General features: G+C 60.8%; 15 protein-coding genes and 3 tRNA genes. 8 read left to right on the forward strand and 10 right to left on the reverse strand.

Features of this window, described 5'->3' with window-relative positions:
• Window positions 1-660 precede the first annotated feature (660 nt).
• From BLW71_RS20680 to rph, 4 genes are all read right to left on the reverse strand, one after another.
• Window positions 661-750, reverse strand: a tRNA-Ser gene (locus BLW71_RS20680).
• A 55-nt stretch (window positions 751-805) separates the two neighbouring features.
• The gene (gene hemW / locus BLW71_RS20685) at window positions 806-2,035 is read right to left on the reverse strand and encodes a radical SAM family heme chaperone HemW (protein ID WP_091799839.1); all 1,230 of its coding nucleotides are present in this window, start codon (window positions 2,033-2,035) and stop codon (window positions 806-808) included.
• On the reverse strand, window positions 2,032-2,679 hold the full coding sequence (rdgB, locus tag BLW71_RS20690; protein ID WP_091799842.1) for an RdgB/HAM1 family non-canonical purine NTP pyrophosphatase: 648 nt from the start codon (window positions 2,677-2,679) through the stop codon (window positions 2,032-2,034). Before rdgB ends, hemW begins: the two co-directional genes overlap by 4 nt.
• Window positions 2,672-3,412, reverse strand: a complete 741-nt coding sequence (gene rph, locus BLW71_RS20695) for a ribonuclease PH (protein WP_091799845.1) — start codon at window positions 3,410-3,412, stop codon at window positions 2,672-2,674. Before rph ends, rdgB begins: the two co-directional genes overlap by 8 nt.
• Before the next feature lie 209 nt (window positions 3,413-3,621).
• Between rph and BLW71_RS20700 the strand changes: the two genes are divergently transcribed.
• From BLW71_RS20700 to BLW71_RS20720, 5 genes are all read left to right on the forward strand, one after another.
• A complete protein-coding gene (locus BLW71_RS20700; RefSeq protein WP_091799848.1) occupies window positions 3,622-4,545 on the forward strand; it encodes a YicC/YloC family endoribonuclease in 924 nt (307 codons plus the stop codon).
• 18 nt (window positions 4,546-4,563) lie between these two features.
• Window positions 4,564-5,241: a guanylate kinase gene (gmk, locus tag BLW71_RS20705; protein WP_091799852.1), complete on the forward strand. Its 678-nt coding sequence runs from the start codon at window positions 4,564-4,566 to the stop codon at window positions 5,239-5,241.
• A 60-nt stretch (window positions 5,242-5,301) separates the two neighbouring features.
• Window positions 5,302-5,505 (forward strand): DNA-directed RNA polymerase subunit omega, encoded by a 204-nt coding sequence (gene rpoZ, locus BLW71_RS20710; RefSeq protein ID WP_006025620.1) that lies wholly within the window; start codon window positions 5,302-5,304, stop codon window positions 5,503-5,505.
• Window positions 5,506-5,598: 93 nt separating this feature from the next.
• Complete coding sequence (locus tag BLW71_RS20715; RefSeq protein ID WP_091799855.1) at window positions 5,599-7,956, forward strand: RelA/SpoT family protein; 2,358 nt, start codon at window positions 5,599-5,601, stop codon at window positions 7,954-7,956.
• A 108-nt stretch (window positions 7,957-8,064) separates the two neighbouring features.
• The gene (locus tag BLW71_RS20720) at window positions 8,065-8,571 is read left to right on the forward strand and encodes a phage protein NinX family protein (protein ID WP_091799857.1); all 507 of its coding nucleotides are present in this window, start codon (window positions 8,065-8,067) and stop codon (window positions 8,569-8,571) included.
• Window positions 8,572-8,691: 120 nt separating this feature from the next.
• On the opposite strand, the gene BLW71_RS20725 is transcribed toward BLW71_RS20720, so the two are convergent.
• Together BLW71_RS20725 and BLW71_RS20730 are read right to left on the reverse strand one after the other, a co-directional pair.
• A tRNA-Arg gene (locus BLW71_RS20725) sits at window positions 8,692-8,768 on the reverse strand.
• Between the two features lie 82 nt (window positions 8,769-8,850).
• A tRNA-Arg gene (locus BLW71_RS20730) sits at window positions 8,851-8,927 on the reverse strand.
• A gap of 120 nt (window positions 8,928-9,047) precedes the next feature.
• Between BLW71_RS20730 and greB the strand changes: the two genes are divergently transcribed.
• A complete protein-coding gene (greB, locus tag BLW71_RS20735; protein WP_091799860.1) occupies window positions 9,048-9,617 on the forward strand; it encodes a transcription elongation factor GreB in 570 nt (189 codons plus the stop codon).
• Window positions 9,618-9,729: 112 nt separating this feature from the next.
• Here greB and BLW71_RS20740 read toward each other — a convergent pair whose 3' ends face one another.
• Entirely contained in the window at window positions 9,730-10,875 is a 1,146-nt protein-coding gene (locus tag BLW71_RS20740) for a porin (RefSeq protein WP_091799863.1), read from the reverse strand.
• Between the two features lie 535 nt (window positions 10,876-11,410).
• Entirely contained in the window at window positions 11,411-11,659 is a 249-nt protein-coding gene (locus BLW71_RS20745) for a hypothetical protein (RefSeq protein WP_091799866.1), read from the reverse strand.
• 406 nt (window positions 11,660-12,065) lie between these two features.
• On the opposite strand from BLW71_RS20745, the gene BLW71_RS20750 reads away from it, so the two are divergent.
• Window positions 12,066-12,269: a cold-shock protein gene (locus tag BLW71_RS20750; protein ID WP_007180812.1), complete on the forward strand. Its 204-nt coding sequence runs from the start codon at window positions 12,066-12,068 to the stop codon at window positions 12,267-12,269.
• Window positions 12,270-12,618: 349 nt separating this feature from the next.
• On the forward strand, window positions 12,619-13,770 hold the full coding sequence (locus BLW71_RS20755; RefSeq protein ID WP_091799869.1) for an exonuclease domain-containing protein: 1,152 nt from the start codon (window positions 12,619-12,621) through the stop codon (window positions 13,768-13,770).
• Window positions 13,771-13,919: 149 nt separating this feature from the next.
• On the opposite strand, the gene BLW71_RS20760 is transcribed toward BLW71_RS20755, so the two are convergent.
• Together BLW71_RS20760 and BLW71_RS41730 are read right to left on the reverse strand one after the other, a co-directional pair.
• Entirely contained in the window at window positions 13,920-14,516 is a 597-nt protein-coding gene (locus BLW71_RS20760) for a chorismate mutase (protein WP_091799872.1), read from the reverse strand.
• A 317-nt stretch (window positions 14,517-14,833) separates the two neighbouring features.
• Window positions 14,834-14,983: a hypothetical protein gene (locus BLW71_RS41730; protein ID WP_007180815.1), complete on the reverse strand. Its 150-nt coding sequence runs from the start codon at window positions 14,981-14,983 to the stop codon at window positions 14,834-14,836.
• Window positions 14,984-15,186 lie beyond the last annotated feature (203 nt).

Below are 15,186 nucleotides of genomic sequence, written 5' to 3' on the forward strand. Positions count from 1 at the left end.
ACCACGTGGGTCGAACATTCGCTGCGAGGGCTCAGACCTCTTGCGCAGGCTCGATGCGGCAGTCTTGCTTCCGGGTAGACGTTAAGGCTAGTTCACGTCACATCACTGTTCAACTTCAGTTGCGTTGTGGCGTCGTTGTGGCGTTATAGGAAAGGCCCGGTTCAAACCGCCATCTGGCTTTCCCTGCGGCTTCCGTGTTCGCAGTGGTTATCCCAAGGATCGGATTTTCTGTTTGCTAAGACACGTCCTCAACCTCCTGAAACCATCGTTTCTCCCATACGGAGAGCTTGTCTTTTTTCAGACGCCGCCGCGGATTGCCGCACATCCAGCAACTGCATGGGGTAGGTGTATCGACGACCTTACCGAGTTCCTCGGAAGTCAGGCGACGTCCCCACCAGTAGAAGCGCCGATTTTTCATGATTCGCGCCCGGTCTGCCCGGCGCCGCGCTGTACCTGCCATTTCGCACCTCAATTTCGATAGCTGAATGTGCGAAAGCCCGCTCAAGGCGGGCTGGATGGCAAATCGGATTTTGTGAAGTCTAGACCTTCTGGCGGCGCTTGTCGCGCATGCAGCGCTCGTGCAACGAAGGCTGATCAGCCAGGACCGCGCAGATGCGGTACAAATGAAAACGGGCCCAAAGGCCCGTTTCATTGATGTTCTGGCGGAGGCGGTGAGATTCGAACTCACGGAAAGATTGCTCCTTCGCCGGTTTTCAAGACCGGTGCCTTAAACCACTCGGCCACACCTCCAAGCCCTAAATTGTAACCTGAAAAAACCTCGTTGCGGCATGCCGTCGATCCGCAATCACTGCGGATCTTTCAGAAACAGCTCCTGCAAATCGTTCAGGAAAGCCTGGCCGAGCGGCGTCGGCGCAATTTTTTCGTGGTCGCGCGTGATCAGCTTGCGCCGTTCGGCTTCCTGCAAAGCCGGTTCGATCGACGTCATCGACATGCCCGTGCGCTCGATGAACCGATGCACCGGAAACCCTTCCACCAGTCGCAGCGCGTTCAGCATGAACTCGAACGGCAGGTCGCGCGTGCCGACTTCATGCTCTTCCTGCACCGCCGTACCGGCCTTCGCCTGCTCGATGAACGTGGTGGGATGCTTGTAGCGCGCCTGGCGCAGCACGCGATTCGGAAACGACAGCTTGGTATGCGCGCCCGCACCGATGCCGAGATAATCGCCGAAACGCCAGTAATTCAGATTGTGCTTGCTCTGCCTGTGCGGCTGCGCATACGCCGACACCTCATAACGCGCGTAACCCGCGGCCGTTGTGCGCTCATGAATCCAGTCCTGCATGTCGGCGGATGCATCGTCGTCGGGCAGCGCGGGCGGGAACTTTGCGAACAGCGTGTTCGGTTCGAGCGTCAGGTGATAGAGCGACAAATGCGGCGGCGCGAACGACAGCGCCGTCTCGACATCGGCCTGGCATTCGGCGAGCGTCTGCCCCGGCAACGCGAACATCAGGTCGAGATTGAAGTTGTCGAAGGTGGTCGAGGCCACTTCGACGGCATGGCGCGCCTGCGCTGAATCGTGAATGCGGCCGAGCGCCTTCAGATGCGCTTCGTTGAAACTCTGAATGCCCACCGAGAGCCGGTTCACGCCGCTCGCGCGAAACTGCGCGAATTTGTCGGCTTCGAACGTGCCGGGGTTGGCTTCGAGCGTGATTTCCGCGTCGGCGTCGAGCGGCAGCAGCGCGCGCACGTCCGATAGCAGCCGATCGAGCCCGGCCGCCGAAAGCAGACTGGGCGTGCCTCCGCCGATGAACACCGTATGCACCTGCCGTCCCCAGACGAGCGGCAACGCCATCTCGAGATCGGCGCGCAAGGCGTCGAGATACTCGTTTTCAGGGAAGGTATCGCCTTTCCATTCGTGCGAGTTGAAGTCGCAATACGGACACTTGCGCACGCACCACGGAAAATGCACATACAGCGCCAGCGGCGGCAGCGACGTCAACCGGATGCTGCCCGGCGACGTGAAGGCCTTGATGACGCCGTTGCCGATATCGGCAGGCACGGGTTTGATCGGAATCACGCTTCCTCCGTCAGGCGCGCGAGCAGTTGCCGCAACGCAATCGCGCGATGGCTGCTGGCGTTCTTCACCGCCGGTTCGAGTTCGGCGGCGCTCGCATTCAGCGCGGGCAGAAAGAAGTACGGGTCGTAGCCGAAACCATGTGCGCCGCGCGGCGCGTCCAGCATTTCGCCATGCCAGCGGCCTTCGGCGATCAGCGGCTCGGGATCGTCCGCGTGACGCACCAAAGCCAGCACACAGAAGTAATACGCGCGCCTGTCGGTTTCGCCTCGCAACGCCGACATGAGATGGGCATTATTCGCCGCGTCGCTCTTTTCGCCGCCGGCGAGTTGTGCGTAGCGCGCCGAATAGACGCCCGGCGCACCGCGCAGCGCGCGCACGCAGAGGCCCGAGTCGTCGGCGAGCGCGGGCAGGCCGGTCAGCTTCGCAGCGTGGCGCGCCTTGGCCAGCGCGTTTTCGACGAACGTGGGATGCGGCTCCTCAGCCTCCGGCACGTTCAGCTCGCCTTGCGCAATCAGGTCGATGCCGGCCGCGCCGAGCAACGCCGCAAACTCGCGCAGCTTGCCCGCGTTGTTCGACGCCAGCACGACTTTCTTCAACGGCGAAGCGGATGCGGCTGCGCCATTGTTTTGACTCACCTCATTCACCCTTTTGCTCCAGCGCCGCTTTTTGCTTCGCGATCAGCGTATTGATGCCGTCGCTTGCCAGATCCAGCAGCGCGTTCATTTCGTCGCGCGAGAAGGGCACGCCTTCGGCGGTGCCCTGAATCTCGACGAAGCCGCCCGCGCCCGTCATCACCACGTTCATGTCGGTGTCACACTGCGAGTCTTCATCGTAGTCGAGGTCGAGCACCGGCAGTCCGTCGTACACGCCCACCGAAATCGCCGCGACGTAGTCGGTGATCGGCGAGCTTTCGATGCGGCCCGAGGCCAGCAGTTTGGCCACCGCGTCATGCGCCGCCACGAACGCGCCGGTGATGCTGGCCGTGCGCGTCCCGCCGTCGGCCTGGATTACGTCGCAATCGATATGCAGCGTGCGCGCGCCGAGCTTCTCGAGATCGAACACCGAGCGCAGCGCGCGGCCGATCAGGCGCTGGATTTCCTGGGTGCGGCCAGTCTGCTTGCCGCGGGCGGCTTCGCGGTCGCTGCGGGTGTGCGTGGCGCGCGGCAGCATGCCGTATTCGGCAGTGAGCCAGCCCTGGCCGCGGTCGCGCAGAAACGACGGCACGCTCTCGGCGATGCTCGCCGTGCAGATCACTTTCGTATCGCCGAATTCGACCAGCACGGAACCCTCCGCGTGCTTCGTATAGTGGCGCGTGATGCGCACGTCGCGCAGCTGATTGGCCTGGCGGCCGCTGGGGCGTTGGGTGTCGTTGGTCATGTTGGAATAGGTCAGGAAGAAAAGCAGGAGGGAAAGCGCGATTTTACAGCCGATCGGGCGAGGCGGCTGCCCGCATGTGCCTTGGCTCTCCAAGGGGCTCATCGCCAAAAATGGGATAATGGCGTTTCCCCGCCCCGCGTCTCGTACACGCCGGGCGATTCGACTCTCCGGCCATCGTCGAACGCATGGCCACAATCGCGAGAAATACGATGATCTACAGCATGACTGGCTATGCGAGCGCCACGCGCGAACTCGTCCCGGCCTCGGGCACAGGCGGCGTGAGCGTATCGGTCGAACTGCGCACCGTGAACTCGCGCTTTCTCGACCTGAACTTCCGTATGCCGGAAGACGTGCGCGTGTGCGAACCCACGCTGCGCGAAATGTTGATGAACAAGCTGTCGCGCGGCAAGGTCGATATCCGTATCAATCTGCAACGCAGCGAACAGTCCGCCAACGCGGGATCGATCAATCGCGACGCGCTTGCGCAACTCGCGCTGCTCGAACGCACGGTGCTCTCCACGTTTCCGGAAGCAGGGCGCCTGCGCACCGGCGAAATTTTGCGCTGGCCTGGCATTCTGGCCGAAACCGGCGTGGCGCCCGAAGTGCTGCGCGACGCCGTGCTCGCCTGCGGCAAGCAGGCCATCACCGACCTGATCGACGTGCGCGCCCGCGAAGGCGCGCAACTGGCGACCATGCTGCTCGCCAACGTCACCGAAATGGAAGCGATCGTCACGAAGATCACGCCGCTCGTGCCGGAACTGATCGCCAAGCATCAGCAGAAGATTGTCGAACGCTTGCAGGAAGCGCTGGGCATCGCCGCGCCGGATACGGCGGCGACGAGCGTCTCGCGCGAAGAAATCAACGAACGGATTCGCCAGGAAGTGACGATGTACGGCATCCGTATCGACATCGCGGAAGAACTGTCGCGCCTCACGGCTCACCTGAACGAAACGCGTCACGTGATCCAGAAGGGCGGCAAGGTCGGCAAGCGCCTCGACTTCATGATGCAGGAACTCAACCGCGAAGCGAACACGCTCGGTTCGAAGGCGGCCGCGAAGGAACTGGCGGATTCGTCGATGACCCTGAAGCTGCTCATCGAGCAGATGCGCGAGCAAGTACAGAATCTGGAATAAGGCTGGAGCACCACACAAATGACCGACCACCACACCCGCGAAACGCCGCGCAATCCGTACGCCGGTGCTTACCCCGGCAACCTGTTCATGGTCGTCGCGCCCTCGGGCGCCGGCAAGTCGACGCTCGTGAACGCGCTGCTCGCCGGCGACGACGCAATCCGTCTGTCGATCTCGTACACGACGCGCCCGCCGCGTCCGAAGGAGCAGGACGGCGAGCACTATCACTTCACGACCGTCGACGATTTCATGAGGCGGCACGACGCCGGTGAGTTTCTGGAAAGCGCGGAAGTGCATGGCAATTACTACGGCACCTCGCGCGTGTGGATCGAGGACCAGATGAAAAGCGGCCATGACGTGCTGCTCGAAATCGACTGGCAAGGCGCGCAGCAGGTGAAAAAGCAGTTTCACAACGCGGTCGAAATCTTCATCTTGCCGCCCTCGCTCGAAGCGCTCGAAGAGCGTCTGAAAAAGCGCGGCCAGGACGAGCCGAACGTGATCACGCGGCGGCTGCTCGCGGCCGGCAGTGAGATGGCGCACGCGGCGGAAGCGGAGTACGTGGTGATCAACGAGAAGTTCGATCGCGCGCTCAGCGAACTGCAATGTCTCGTGGCGGCGACGCGTTCGCGCTTCGCCTCGCAATACGCGCGCCACACGCAGCTTTTCGTGCAGCTCGGCATTCACCTGCCCCACGCGTGAGCGCGGCGGTGACGCCAGCACATAAGGTAGAATAAGCAACATACTGAGAAGGAACCCAACATGGCCCGCATTACCGTCGAAGACTGCCTCAAACAGATCCCGAACCGTTTCGAACTCGCGCTTGCCGCAACCTATCGCGCGCGTCAGCTCGCGCAAGGCCACACGCCGAAGATCGAAAGCCGCGACAAGCCCACGGTCGTCGCGCTGCGCGAAATCGCGGCGGGTCAGGTCGGCGTCGAAATGCTGAAGAAGGTGCCTGTTTAAGGCGCACTGTTCCGTTTTCGATTGCGCATTGCCACACCTGTAATTGATCCACGTGCAGACCGGCGTCCAACCCTAACCGCTACGGAGGCGAACATGAGTGCTACCCCGCCCACCGCCACCGAAGCGGAACACGACGTCGACTCACCCTCGTCTGCACGCAAGTACATCGACGCGGTCCTCGAACAGTCGTTTCGCCATCTGTTCGGCCCGACCGCCACGCCGGAGCAACCGCGCCGGCATGACGTCGTCTCCATTGCCAAGCTGACCTCCGCCTTGTCCGGCTATCTGCAGCCGGAAGAGATCAAGGACGTCAAGGCGGCCTTCCATTTCAGCGACGAAGCCCACCTCGGCCAGTACCGCCAGAGCGGCGAGCCGTACATCACGCATCCGGTCGCCGTCGCGGAAATCTGCGCCGGCTGGAATCTCGACGCGCAGTCGATCATGGCGGCGCTGCTGCATGACGTGATGGAAGACCAGGGCGTGACCAAGGCCGAACTCGCCGAGCGTTTCGGCGCGAAGGTCGCGGAACTGGTCGATGGGTTGTCCAAGCTGGACAAGATGGAGTTTCGCAATCGCGAAGAGGCGCAGGCGGAAAACTTCCGCAAGATGCTGCTCGCCATGGCGCGCGACGTCCGCGTGATCCTGGTGAAGCTCGCCGACCGGCTGCACAACATGCGCACGCTGGGCGCGGTGCCGCCGGAGAAGCGCCGCCGCGTGGCGCGCGAAACGCTGGATATCTACGCGCCGATCGCTCACCGGCTCGGCCTGAACAATACCTATCGCGAGCTGCAGGACCTGAGCTTCGCGAACTTCAATCCGCATCGGTACGCCACGCTCGAAAAAGCCGTCAAGGCGGCGCGCGGCAACCGGCGTGAAGTGGTCGGCAAGATTCTCGAGTCGGTGCAGCGCGCCATTGCCGATGCGAAGCTCGACGCCGAAGTCACCGGTCGCGAGAAAACCATCTTCAGTATCTACAAGAAGATGCGCGACAAGCAGTTGTCGTTTTCGCAGGTGCTCGACGTGTACGGCTTCCGTGTCGTCGTGGATAGCGCGCTGGAGTGCTACACCTGCATCGGCGCGTTGCATGCGCTGTACAAGCCCGTGCCCGGCAAGTTCAAGGATTACATCGCGATCCCGAAGGTGAACGGCTATCAGTCGCTGCACACCACGCTGGTCGGCCCGTTCGGTGCGCCGATCGAGTTTCAGGTGCGCACGCGCAAGATGCACGAAATCGCCGAAGCGGGCGTGGCCGCGCACTGGCTGTACAAGAACGGCGGGGCGGATCTGAACGATGTGCAGAAGCGCGCGCATCAATGGCTCAAGTCGCTGCTCGACATTCAAAGCGAAGCGGGCGATTCGAGCGAATTTCTCGAGCACGTCAAGATCGATCTGTTCCCGGACGCGGTCTACGTATTCACGCCGAAGTCGAAGATCATGGCGCTGCCGCGCGGCGCCACGGCGCTCGACTTCGCGTATTCGATCCACAGCGACTTGGGCAACCAATGCGTCGCGGTGAAGATCAACAATGAACTGCTGCCGCTGCGCACCGAGTTGAAGAGCGGCGATATCGTCGAAGTTATCACCGCCCCTTATTCGAAGCCGAATCCGGCATGGCTCGGTTTTGTGCGCACCGGCAAGGCGCGCTCGGCGATCCGCCATTACCTGAAGACTATGCGGCTGAACGAATCCGTTCAGCTCGGCGAGCGTCTGGTCGATCAGTCGCTGAAGGGCTATGGGCTGGCGCTTTCGGATGTCACGCCGGAAGCGTGGGAAAAGCTCGTGCAGTGGACCGGCAACAAGAACCGTCAGGAAATTTTCGCGGACATCGGTCTCGGCCGGCGCGTCGCAGCGGTCATGGCCAAGCGCATCGAAGTGCTGATGAGCGGCCGCGACGCCGACGACGACGGCTCGCGCTCCGACAGCAATGCCCCGCATGCGCCGCCGGTCGTCATCACCGGGACCGAGGGGATGTCGGTGCAGCTGTCCGCGTGCTGCCGTCCGATTCCGGGCGACGACATCATGGGCTATATCGGCATTGGCCTCGGCATGGCGATCCACACTACGGATTGCCGTGTCGCGCAGCGTATCCACCGGCGCGATCCGGGCCGCTGGATCGACGTTGCATGGGCGCCGCAACCGGGCCGTCTGTTCGACGTCGCCGTGAAAGTGCTGGTCAAGAACACCAAGGGTGTATTTGCCCGCGTGGCGGCGGATATCACGTCGGCGGACGCCAACATCGTCCACATTGCAATGGACGAGGATCTGTCGCAGGAATCCACCGTATTGCGCTTCGTGATCCAGGTCAGCGATCGCGTTCATCTGGCCAATGTCATGCGCCGGGTGCGGACAAACCCGGACGTCATGCGCATTGCACGGGAGCGACCAAGCGAAGAAGGGCATCACCGTCACGACGGCGGGATGCGGATCGACCGCGAGCGGGCGGATTACTGATCGGCGGCAGTTGCCCTGAGTCGACCTCGGGGCGCGTCCAATCTCTTCGTTCGAATCTGAACGCACCGGCTACGCGCGAGTCTCACCCGAAACTCAGGGAGAACGCTTGTGAATGTAGCTGACCTCACCGGACTGGCGCTCGATTATTGGGTCGCCCGCAGCCTGCACGACTTCGTGCGCGAAATCCACTTTACCGATAGCGGCGAAACCGTGTCGATTCGCGGCAATGACCGCGGGCGTCCGTGGGACGGCCGTTTCACGCCGTCCACGTCGTGGGAGGCGGCGGCGGCGGTACTGGAGCGCGCGCAGCGGCTCGAGGTGCGCGAGAGAACCCACCGCGGCGCGGCTCACTGCATCGCGGAATTCGAAGGCGGGCACCGCACGGTGGAAGGGCGGGGCGACTCGTTGCGGGTCGCGCTCTTGCGGGCGTTCGTCGAAAGCCGTTTCGGCGATACCGTCGGCGATGTGCTGCACGAGGCGCAGGCGCTGACCGGCGGCCGGGCGCAGCCGATCGGCGAGCGGGAAATCGCCGGCGATCACGTGGCGGGACATTCGTTTGGGGATGCCCCCAGCCCGGACGGGCAGATCGGGGATATTCAGTCGCCGCCACGCTAATGGCGCATGCTGCGCCGCGGCGGGAAGCTGCGAGGGCGGTGCTGCGGGGAAAAAAGGCTGAGGGACAAAGAGCTGAGCGGCAAAAACAAAGGGCCTTCCGATCGGAAGGCCCTCTATAGGTGGTGCGGCTGGCAGGATTCGAACCCACGACCCCTTGGTTCGTAGCCAAGTACTCTATCCAACTGAGCTACAGCCGCACGCTAAACGGGTGACGCTTATTTACTGCACTGAAACTGGGTAAAACGTAAGGGCCTTCCAGGAGGAAGGCCCTCGAATAAGTGGTGCGGCTGGCAGGATTCGAACCCACGACCCCTTGGTTCGTAGCCAAGTACTCTATCCAACTGAGCTACAGCCGCACGCAGAAACGAGATTATAGCAAAGGTTTTGAAAAAGGGAAGCATGTAACTGCGATTTGTCTCATAGTCGTGATCGTGTACCCTTGATAGGCAGTCGCTTGCTGCAGTTACCGGACCATCATGAACAAGGCCTTTGTCAAAGAGTCGAGCGAAGAGAATGACGACGATCTCGACGTCGCCCAGCCGGACGTTCCCGCTGGTACGAAAAACTACATCACGCCCGCCGGCTACCGGCGCATGCGCGACGAACTGCTGCATCTGATCGACGTCGCGCGGCCGGAAGTGGTTAAGCTGGTCTCGTGGGCCGCCTCAAACGGCGATCGCTCCGAAAATGGCGATTACATCTACGGCAAACGCCGCTTGCGCGAGATCGACCGACGCATCCGTTTTCTCACCAAGCGCCTCGATCTTGCTGAAATCGTCGACAGCAGTAAGCAGGAGAACGTCGACCAGGTGTTCTTCGGCGCGGCTGTCGAGTACGCGACCGAAGATGGCGAGGTGCACACGGTGACGATTGTCGGTGTCGACGAAGTCGATCTCGATATCGGCCACGTGAGCTGGATTTCGCCGATTGCGCGAGCGCTGCTCAAGGCAAAGATCGGCGATGCGGTGACGTTGTATACCCCTGCCGGCCCGCAGCCGATCGACATACTGGACGTCAAATATCCTCCGCCAGATGCCGGCGGTTAGGCCGGGCTCCAATGCGCGGTCTATCGTGTTCTCACCAGGAACCGCGGGCGACGCGGCATAAAAAAAGGCGCCGCGACCGGCGCCTTCGACACTGCGGCTACGCTACGCAGCTTTAGAAGCGGTGACGCAAACCTGCGGTCACAGCAATTTGCTTGTTGTTGCTCGAAGCGGCCAGACCGTTGATGTCGGCATCGACGATAGCGTTTTCGTTGACTTGCTGGTACTCGCCTTGCAGATACACGTCGGTACGCTTGGACAGCGCGTACGCGGTTTGCAGGTTGAACTGGTTCCAGTGCGGGCGCGTGCCAGCCAGGCTTGCGCGGGTGTACGTGTACGAACCGGCAATGCTGACCGCCGGCGTCAGCGCGTAACGAGCGTTCGCTTCGAAGTTCTGGAAGTGAGCGCTGTTGTTAGCGAAGCCGATACCGCCCGTTTGACCGGATGCGCTAGCGCCGATACCGGCGAGGCTCGACAGGTTGGTTTGCGAGTACAACAGGCCGACCGTTGCCGGGCCGAACGAGTAGTTCGCACCCGCGCCCCACGTTTGCTGACGACCCGCGAAGAACGTGTTGTCGCTCGACACCGCGCCACCCGAGTTGAACGCCGCAGCCGCGCTGGTCGCGCCGTTACTGTTCAGTTGCAGGTAAGCAGCGGCAAGGTTCAGGCCGCCCCAGTTGTACGACGCGCCCGCGCTGTAAGCGCGGTTGTTCGCGAAGCCATCGGCCTGGTTCGAGAAGCCGTACAACGCGCCGAACTTGAAGCCGCCGTAGTTCACGCTTTGGTACTTGACCGAGTTGTTGACGCGGAACGAGTTGTTCAGGTTGTCATTGTCGAACGGGTGTGCGAACTGCGTGCCGCCGTATTGCGTACCGGTCAGTGCCAGCGGGCCGACGTAGTCGACCATGCTGTCATATTGACGGCCCAGGGTGACGGAGCCGAACTGATCGCTCGTCAGGCCCACGAACGCTTGACGACCGAATTCACGGCCACCTTGCTTGAGCGTGCCGTCATTAATGCCGAAGCCGTTTTCCAACGTGAAAATGGCCTTCAGACCACCGCCAAGATCTTCGGAACCGCGCAGGCCCCAGCGGCTGCCGTTCACCGAGCCGCTCGTTTCCTGCCAGTTGCTGTGACCGTGCTGGTTGTTCGTATAGGTGATGCCGGCGTCGATCAAGCCATACAGCGTGACGCTGCTTTGGGCGTGAGCAGCCGTTGCGAAAACCCCCGTGAGGGCCGCGACCATGAGTGTCTTTTTCATTTTGTAACTCCGAGAGCGAGAGTGGGCATGAACCCAGGCTTAAGGAGACCTTCACGCGGGCGCTGCGAGAGGCGTAATCCGAGTGAGAAGCGCGGTGAACCAAATCGCGCCGGTTTCCGGTTAGGCAGAGTGTAGAGAGACACTTCGCGAATTGGACGTTCCGATTTGCGCAATAAAGTATTACGCGTTCGGAAACGATATGCGAATGCAGTTTAAGCCTTATAAACAAAGGCTTCCGACGTTTTCGAAGGGATGGAAATTGCGTGGGGATGAACTTGCGTTGCTGATTTGCGACAGTAATCGATGCAAAAAAACAACGCAATAATTCGTAAAAATAAGATTATTGTTGTTATCGAAATAGATGATTGTTATTTGTGTGAATAATCGAAATGGGCTGAAACGCTATACTGAAAGTTCTGCTTTCCGAAGCAGACTTTTTCGTTGACGAGAAAGATCTCCAAACCTTTGTCGGCGCGACTTCCCAGTCTCGCTTTTTTTTCGTCCGCCCGCCGCACTCGCTAATTGGCGAATGCGATCAGTGTGCCGGCGCCGTACCGTCCTGTTCGTTCCAGTTGTCCGTGGTGGAGACGCTCCAGTCCTCCATGACATACCGGCGCGCGTCCATGGGCGACGACAGGAGGTTCTGCCAATGATCGCCGTGCCACATGGGATCGAATTCGAATGCGGACGGAGTTTCGGCGAGCGGCGCGGATGCGCCGGAAGGTGTGTTCGCGTGCGAGTGGGTCAGCCAGGTCACGAGACGACGAATTTCGTTGAACAGCATGGCAATCTCCTAAAGCGCGTTACTACTGACTACTGCTCTCAATCATCCCGTCGTGAATGCCATGCAGCAAGTCGGACAAACACTTACTGATAACATGGATTGTTACACCACCCGCATACCACGAAAGTTTTTCCCGTTTTAGAGCATGCTTCGCAACCGGACAAGTAATAATGACGTGTAGTTATTCGGTTTTTACTGAATAATGTAATGAGGGATTTTATTAAAATGAGGCAGCTTTATCGGGTAGCGCGATAAACGTATATGAAAATTTCGCTTGACGGAATTTCGTCGTTCCCCGTATAACGGCAATTCCGATTATCGCCCGACAGATCCTGTCGCATGGGCAGGTGATATTCGGCATGAGTGCAATGCCCGATTTTAAAAAATCATCGAGGGAAACTGGAAAATGGAAACGGGTATCGTCAAATGGTTCAACGATGCTAAGGGCTTTGGCTTCATCACGTCGGATTCGGGCGGCGAAGATCTCTTCGCGCACTTTTCGGAGATTCGCGCTGACGGTTTCAAATCGCTGAAAGAAAACCAGCGCGTCTCGTTCGACGTCAAGGCGGGCCCGAAGGGCAAGCAGGCAGCGAACATCCAGCCGCTGTAATAACCGGCTCTGCTGGTCCATGTTTCGCCTAACAGCGCAGTGCGCGCAGGCCCTCGCAAAACGCGAGGGTTTTTTATGTCGTTTGTTGTCTTTCCGCGGAAGACTGATTTGACTATCTGGTGCGGAATGATTTGAATGGCACAGAGAATCACCCAATACCTTCGGCGCAGTTCCTGGAAGTTCGCCGCGAAGAAACATAACGAGTGATCGTTTTAGTGCCGCCGCTCGCCCGCGCGAAAACAGTGTGTTCGCGCCTCGCGGGGCAAACGTAATACGATGCCGTCCGGGTCCACCGGGGCCAACTGGTGCATACTTGCCGCAAAGCCACGCGTCCAAAGTATCCTTTTCCATGTCTGAACAGTTTTTGCCGGAACCGGCCCTGAATGGTCCGATCGTATTCGTCGACCTTGAAACTACTGGCGGCTCGACTGCCGAGCATCGCATCACCGAGGTCGGCGTGGTCGAAGTCGGACCTGCCGGCGTGTCGCGCTGGAGCAGTCTGGTCGACCCTCAACAACCGATTCCCTCGTTTATCCAGCAGCTCACCGGCATCACGAATGCGATGGTGCGGGGAGCGCCGACTTTCGAGGCTATCGCCCCCGCTCTTTTTGAGCGTCTGAACGGCAAACTGTTCGTCGCGCATAACGCCAGTTTCGACCGTGGTTTTCTGCGCGGCGAGTTTCGCCGGGTGGGGTTGGCGTTCGATCCCGATGTGCTGTGCACCGTGCGTTTGTCGCGCGCATTGTTCCCGGCCGAGAAACGCCACGGTCTCGACGCTCTGGTCGAACGCCACACGCTCGTGCCGTCTGATCGTCACCGCGCACTCGCCGACGCCGATCTGATCTGGCAATTCTGGCAGCGTCTGCACGGCCTCGTGCCGCTCGACGTACTGCGCGCCCAGATCGAGCGCAGCACGCGGCGGTATCGGCTTGCCGGCGACATCACGGAAGATCTGCTCGACACCGCGCCTGCAGGTTGTGGCGTGTATGCATTCTACGGAGACCAGGACATGCCGCTGTATGTCGGACGAAGTGTGCGCGTGCGTCAGCGACTGCGTTCACACCTGACCGGCGAGCGGCGCTCGTCCAAAGATATCCGGCTTGCGCAACAGGTGCGGCGGGTCGAGTGGCGGGCAACCGGCGGCGAATTGGGCGCCATGCTGGCCGAGGCGCAATGGATCGCGAAGTTGCGCCCCGGCCATAACAGGGTGCCGCGTGTCGCAAAGAGCGATCCGGCGGATGCGCCCTGGCCGTTCGAGGGGCCGATCGTCTTCGAGGAGCGGGAGGAAGCGTCGCAGGCGCGCGCGTTTCATGTCGTCGACCGTTGGCGCTATGTGGGCCATGCGGCGTCGCTCGCGGAGGCCGCCGAATTGCATGCGTCGAACGCTGAGGGAGCATTTGAACTGTCAACGTACCGCATTTTGCAAAGCCATCTTGCCCGCGGCTTGCGTGTGATGCCGCTGGGCGTATCGAGCGTGACGCCCGTGGCGAATGTAGCTTGACGGAGTCAGCCGGTTGGGAATTTGGCGGCTTCGTTGTACCTCGCTTGGTTTCCAGCCTATAGATCTCCCGCCGTTCAGGACGGACAAGTACACGCGGCCGCTGCGCCAGACTGTCAAGCTTCAGGCTGCGCGCTCCACGCCGCCACCCATTAGCCCGTCGCGCCCACTCCGCCCGTTTCACACACGTGACCAAGGGCGCGAGTCAAGGCGCTCGAACGAAGCGAATCGTAGCGCGTCAGCGACTTCCAGTTGGCTAGCGATTGCGCAACGCGCGACGGACAATCCGGAGCAGCACGCAGCGGTTGCACGCGTGCAAGGCCGGCCACGAGCGATTGTGTCAGCCGGTCCAACTGCGGTCTCGTGCTGCTCGCCAGATCGGGCGCGGGGCCTTGCGGCGCTTGCGTGCTGCGCCACGACGCGAACAGGGCGTTTTGCACCTCCTTGCTGGCGTCGATCTGATCCTGAAAGAAGGCGCGGGCGAATGTAGGGTCGACGTTTGCCGCGACGGCGCGTTTTTCGACATCGGCGAGGAGCGCTTTCTCGCGCGGCGTGTCGGTGATGTCCTGGTGATTCGCCCACTTCCAGCGCGCCACCGGTTCCGCGAGCGCGAGACGCTGCGAAGCGAGCGCAATCAGATTGGTGAGCGCAGTGTCGTCGCCATCCGCGAGAGCGGGAACTGGCGTGGATGCGAGGGTAGCGAAGAACGCGAGCGCGCATGACGCGCCGAAGCGGTACGAACGATTCATGGAGGATGGCAGTGGCCGAACGGCCGCGGAGGAAAACCAGAAGAATAGACGATGCGCCGCTCGTGCGGCGTCTCTTCGTTTTCGTGCAAAGCTAACGGCGCCGAAAGCAAACGGCGCCGGCAATGCCGACAATACTTCCGCCTGGCATCCAGAAGGCGAGCAAAAAGCATGCGCGAGCCGCTCGACCAGGCTCGTGCCAATCAGGCGGATTTACCCCGCGTCACGATATCGGGCAAAACACGAGAAACTGGACGCGTGCAAGCATTCTCCGCGCGCCGAGCGCGCGGATTCCGATGCTGCATCGCGCAACTGCACAGTTACTTCGAATCGCACGACTTGCGTTGTTCGTCGAAAAAGGCGCGAACGTGCTCAGGCAGTTCTGCACCCAGAAACTCGACGCCAGCGGGTTCCGGATCCGGGCAAAAGACTTTATCCGGGGTCGGAACTTTCGGTGGTTTGGCATCCATGATCTTTCTCCTTTACAAACCGATTATCTGCCTCGGTCCCCGTTTTGCACTAGAACCTGATGCGGGTCACATCTTGTTTGTTGCTTTAACGGCACAGGCCAACAATGGAACGGAATGTTTGAATAGAATTTATCGGTTCATTGTTGATGCACCGATTAGTTCGTTGCCGGTCAGACCAGTCCGCTAATTCTTCGACGTCCTTC

Origin of the sequence: Burkholderia sp. WP9 (assembly GCF_900104795.1) — a bacterium.
In the GTDB taxonomy this organism is placed as follows: domain Bacteria; phylum Pseudomonadota; class Gammaproteobacteria; order Burkholderiales; family Burkholderiaceae; genus Paraburkholderia.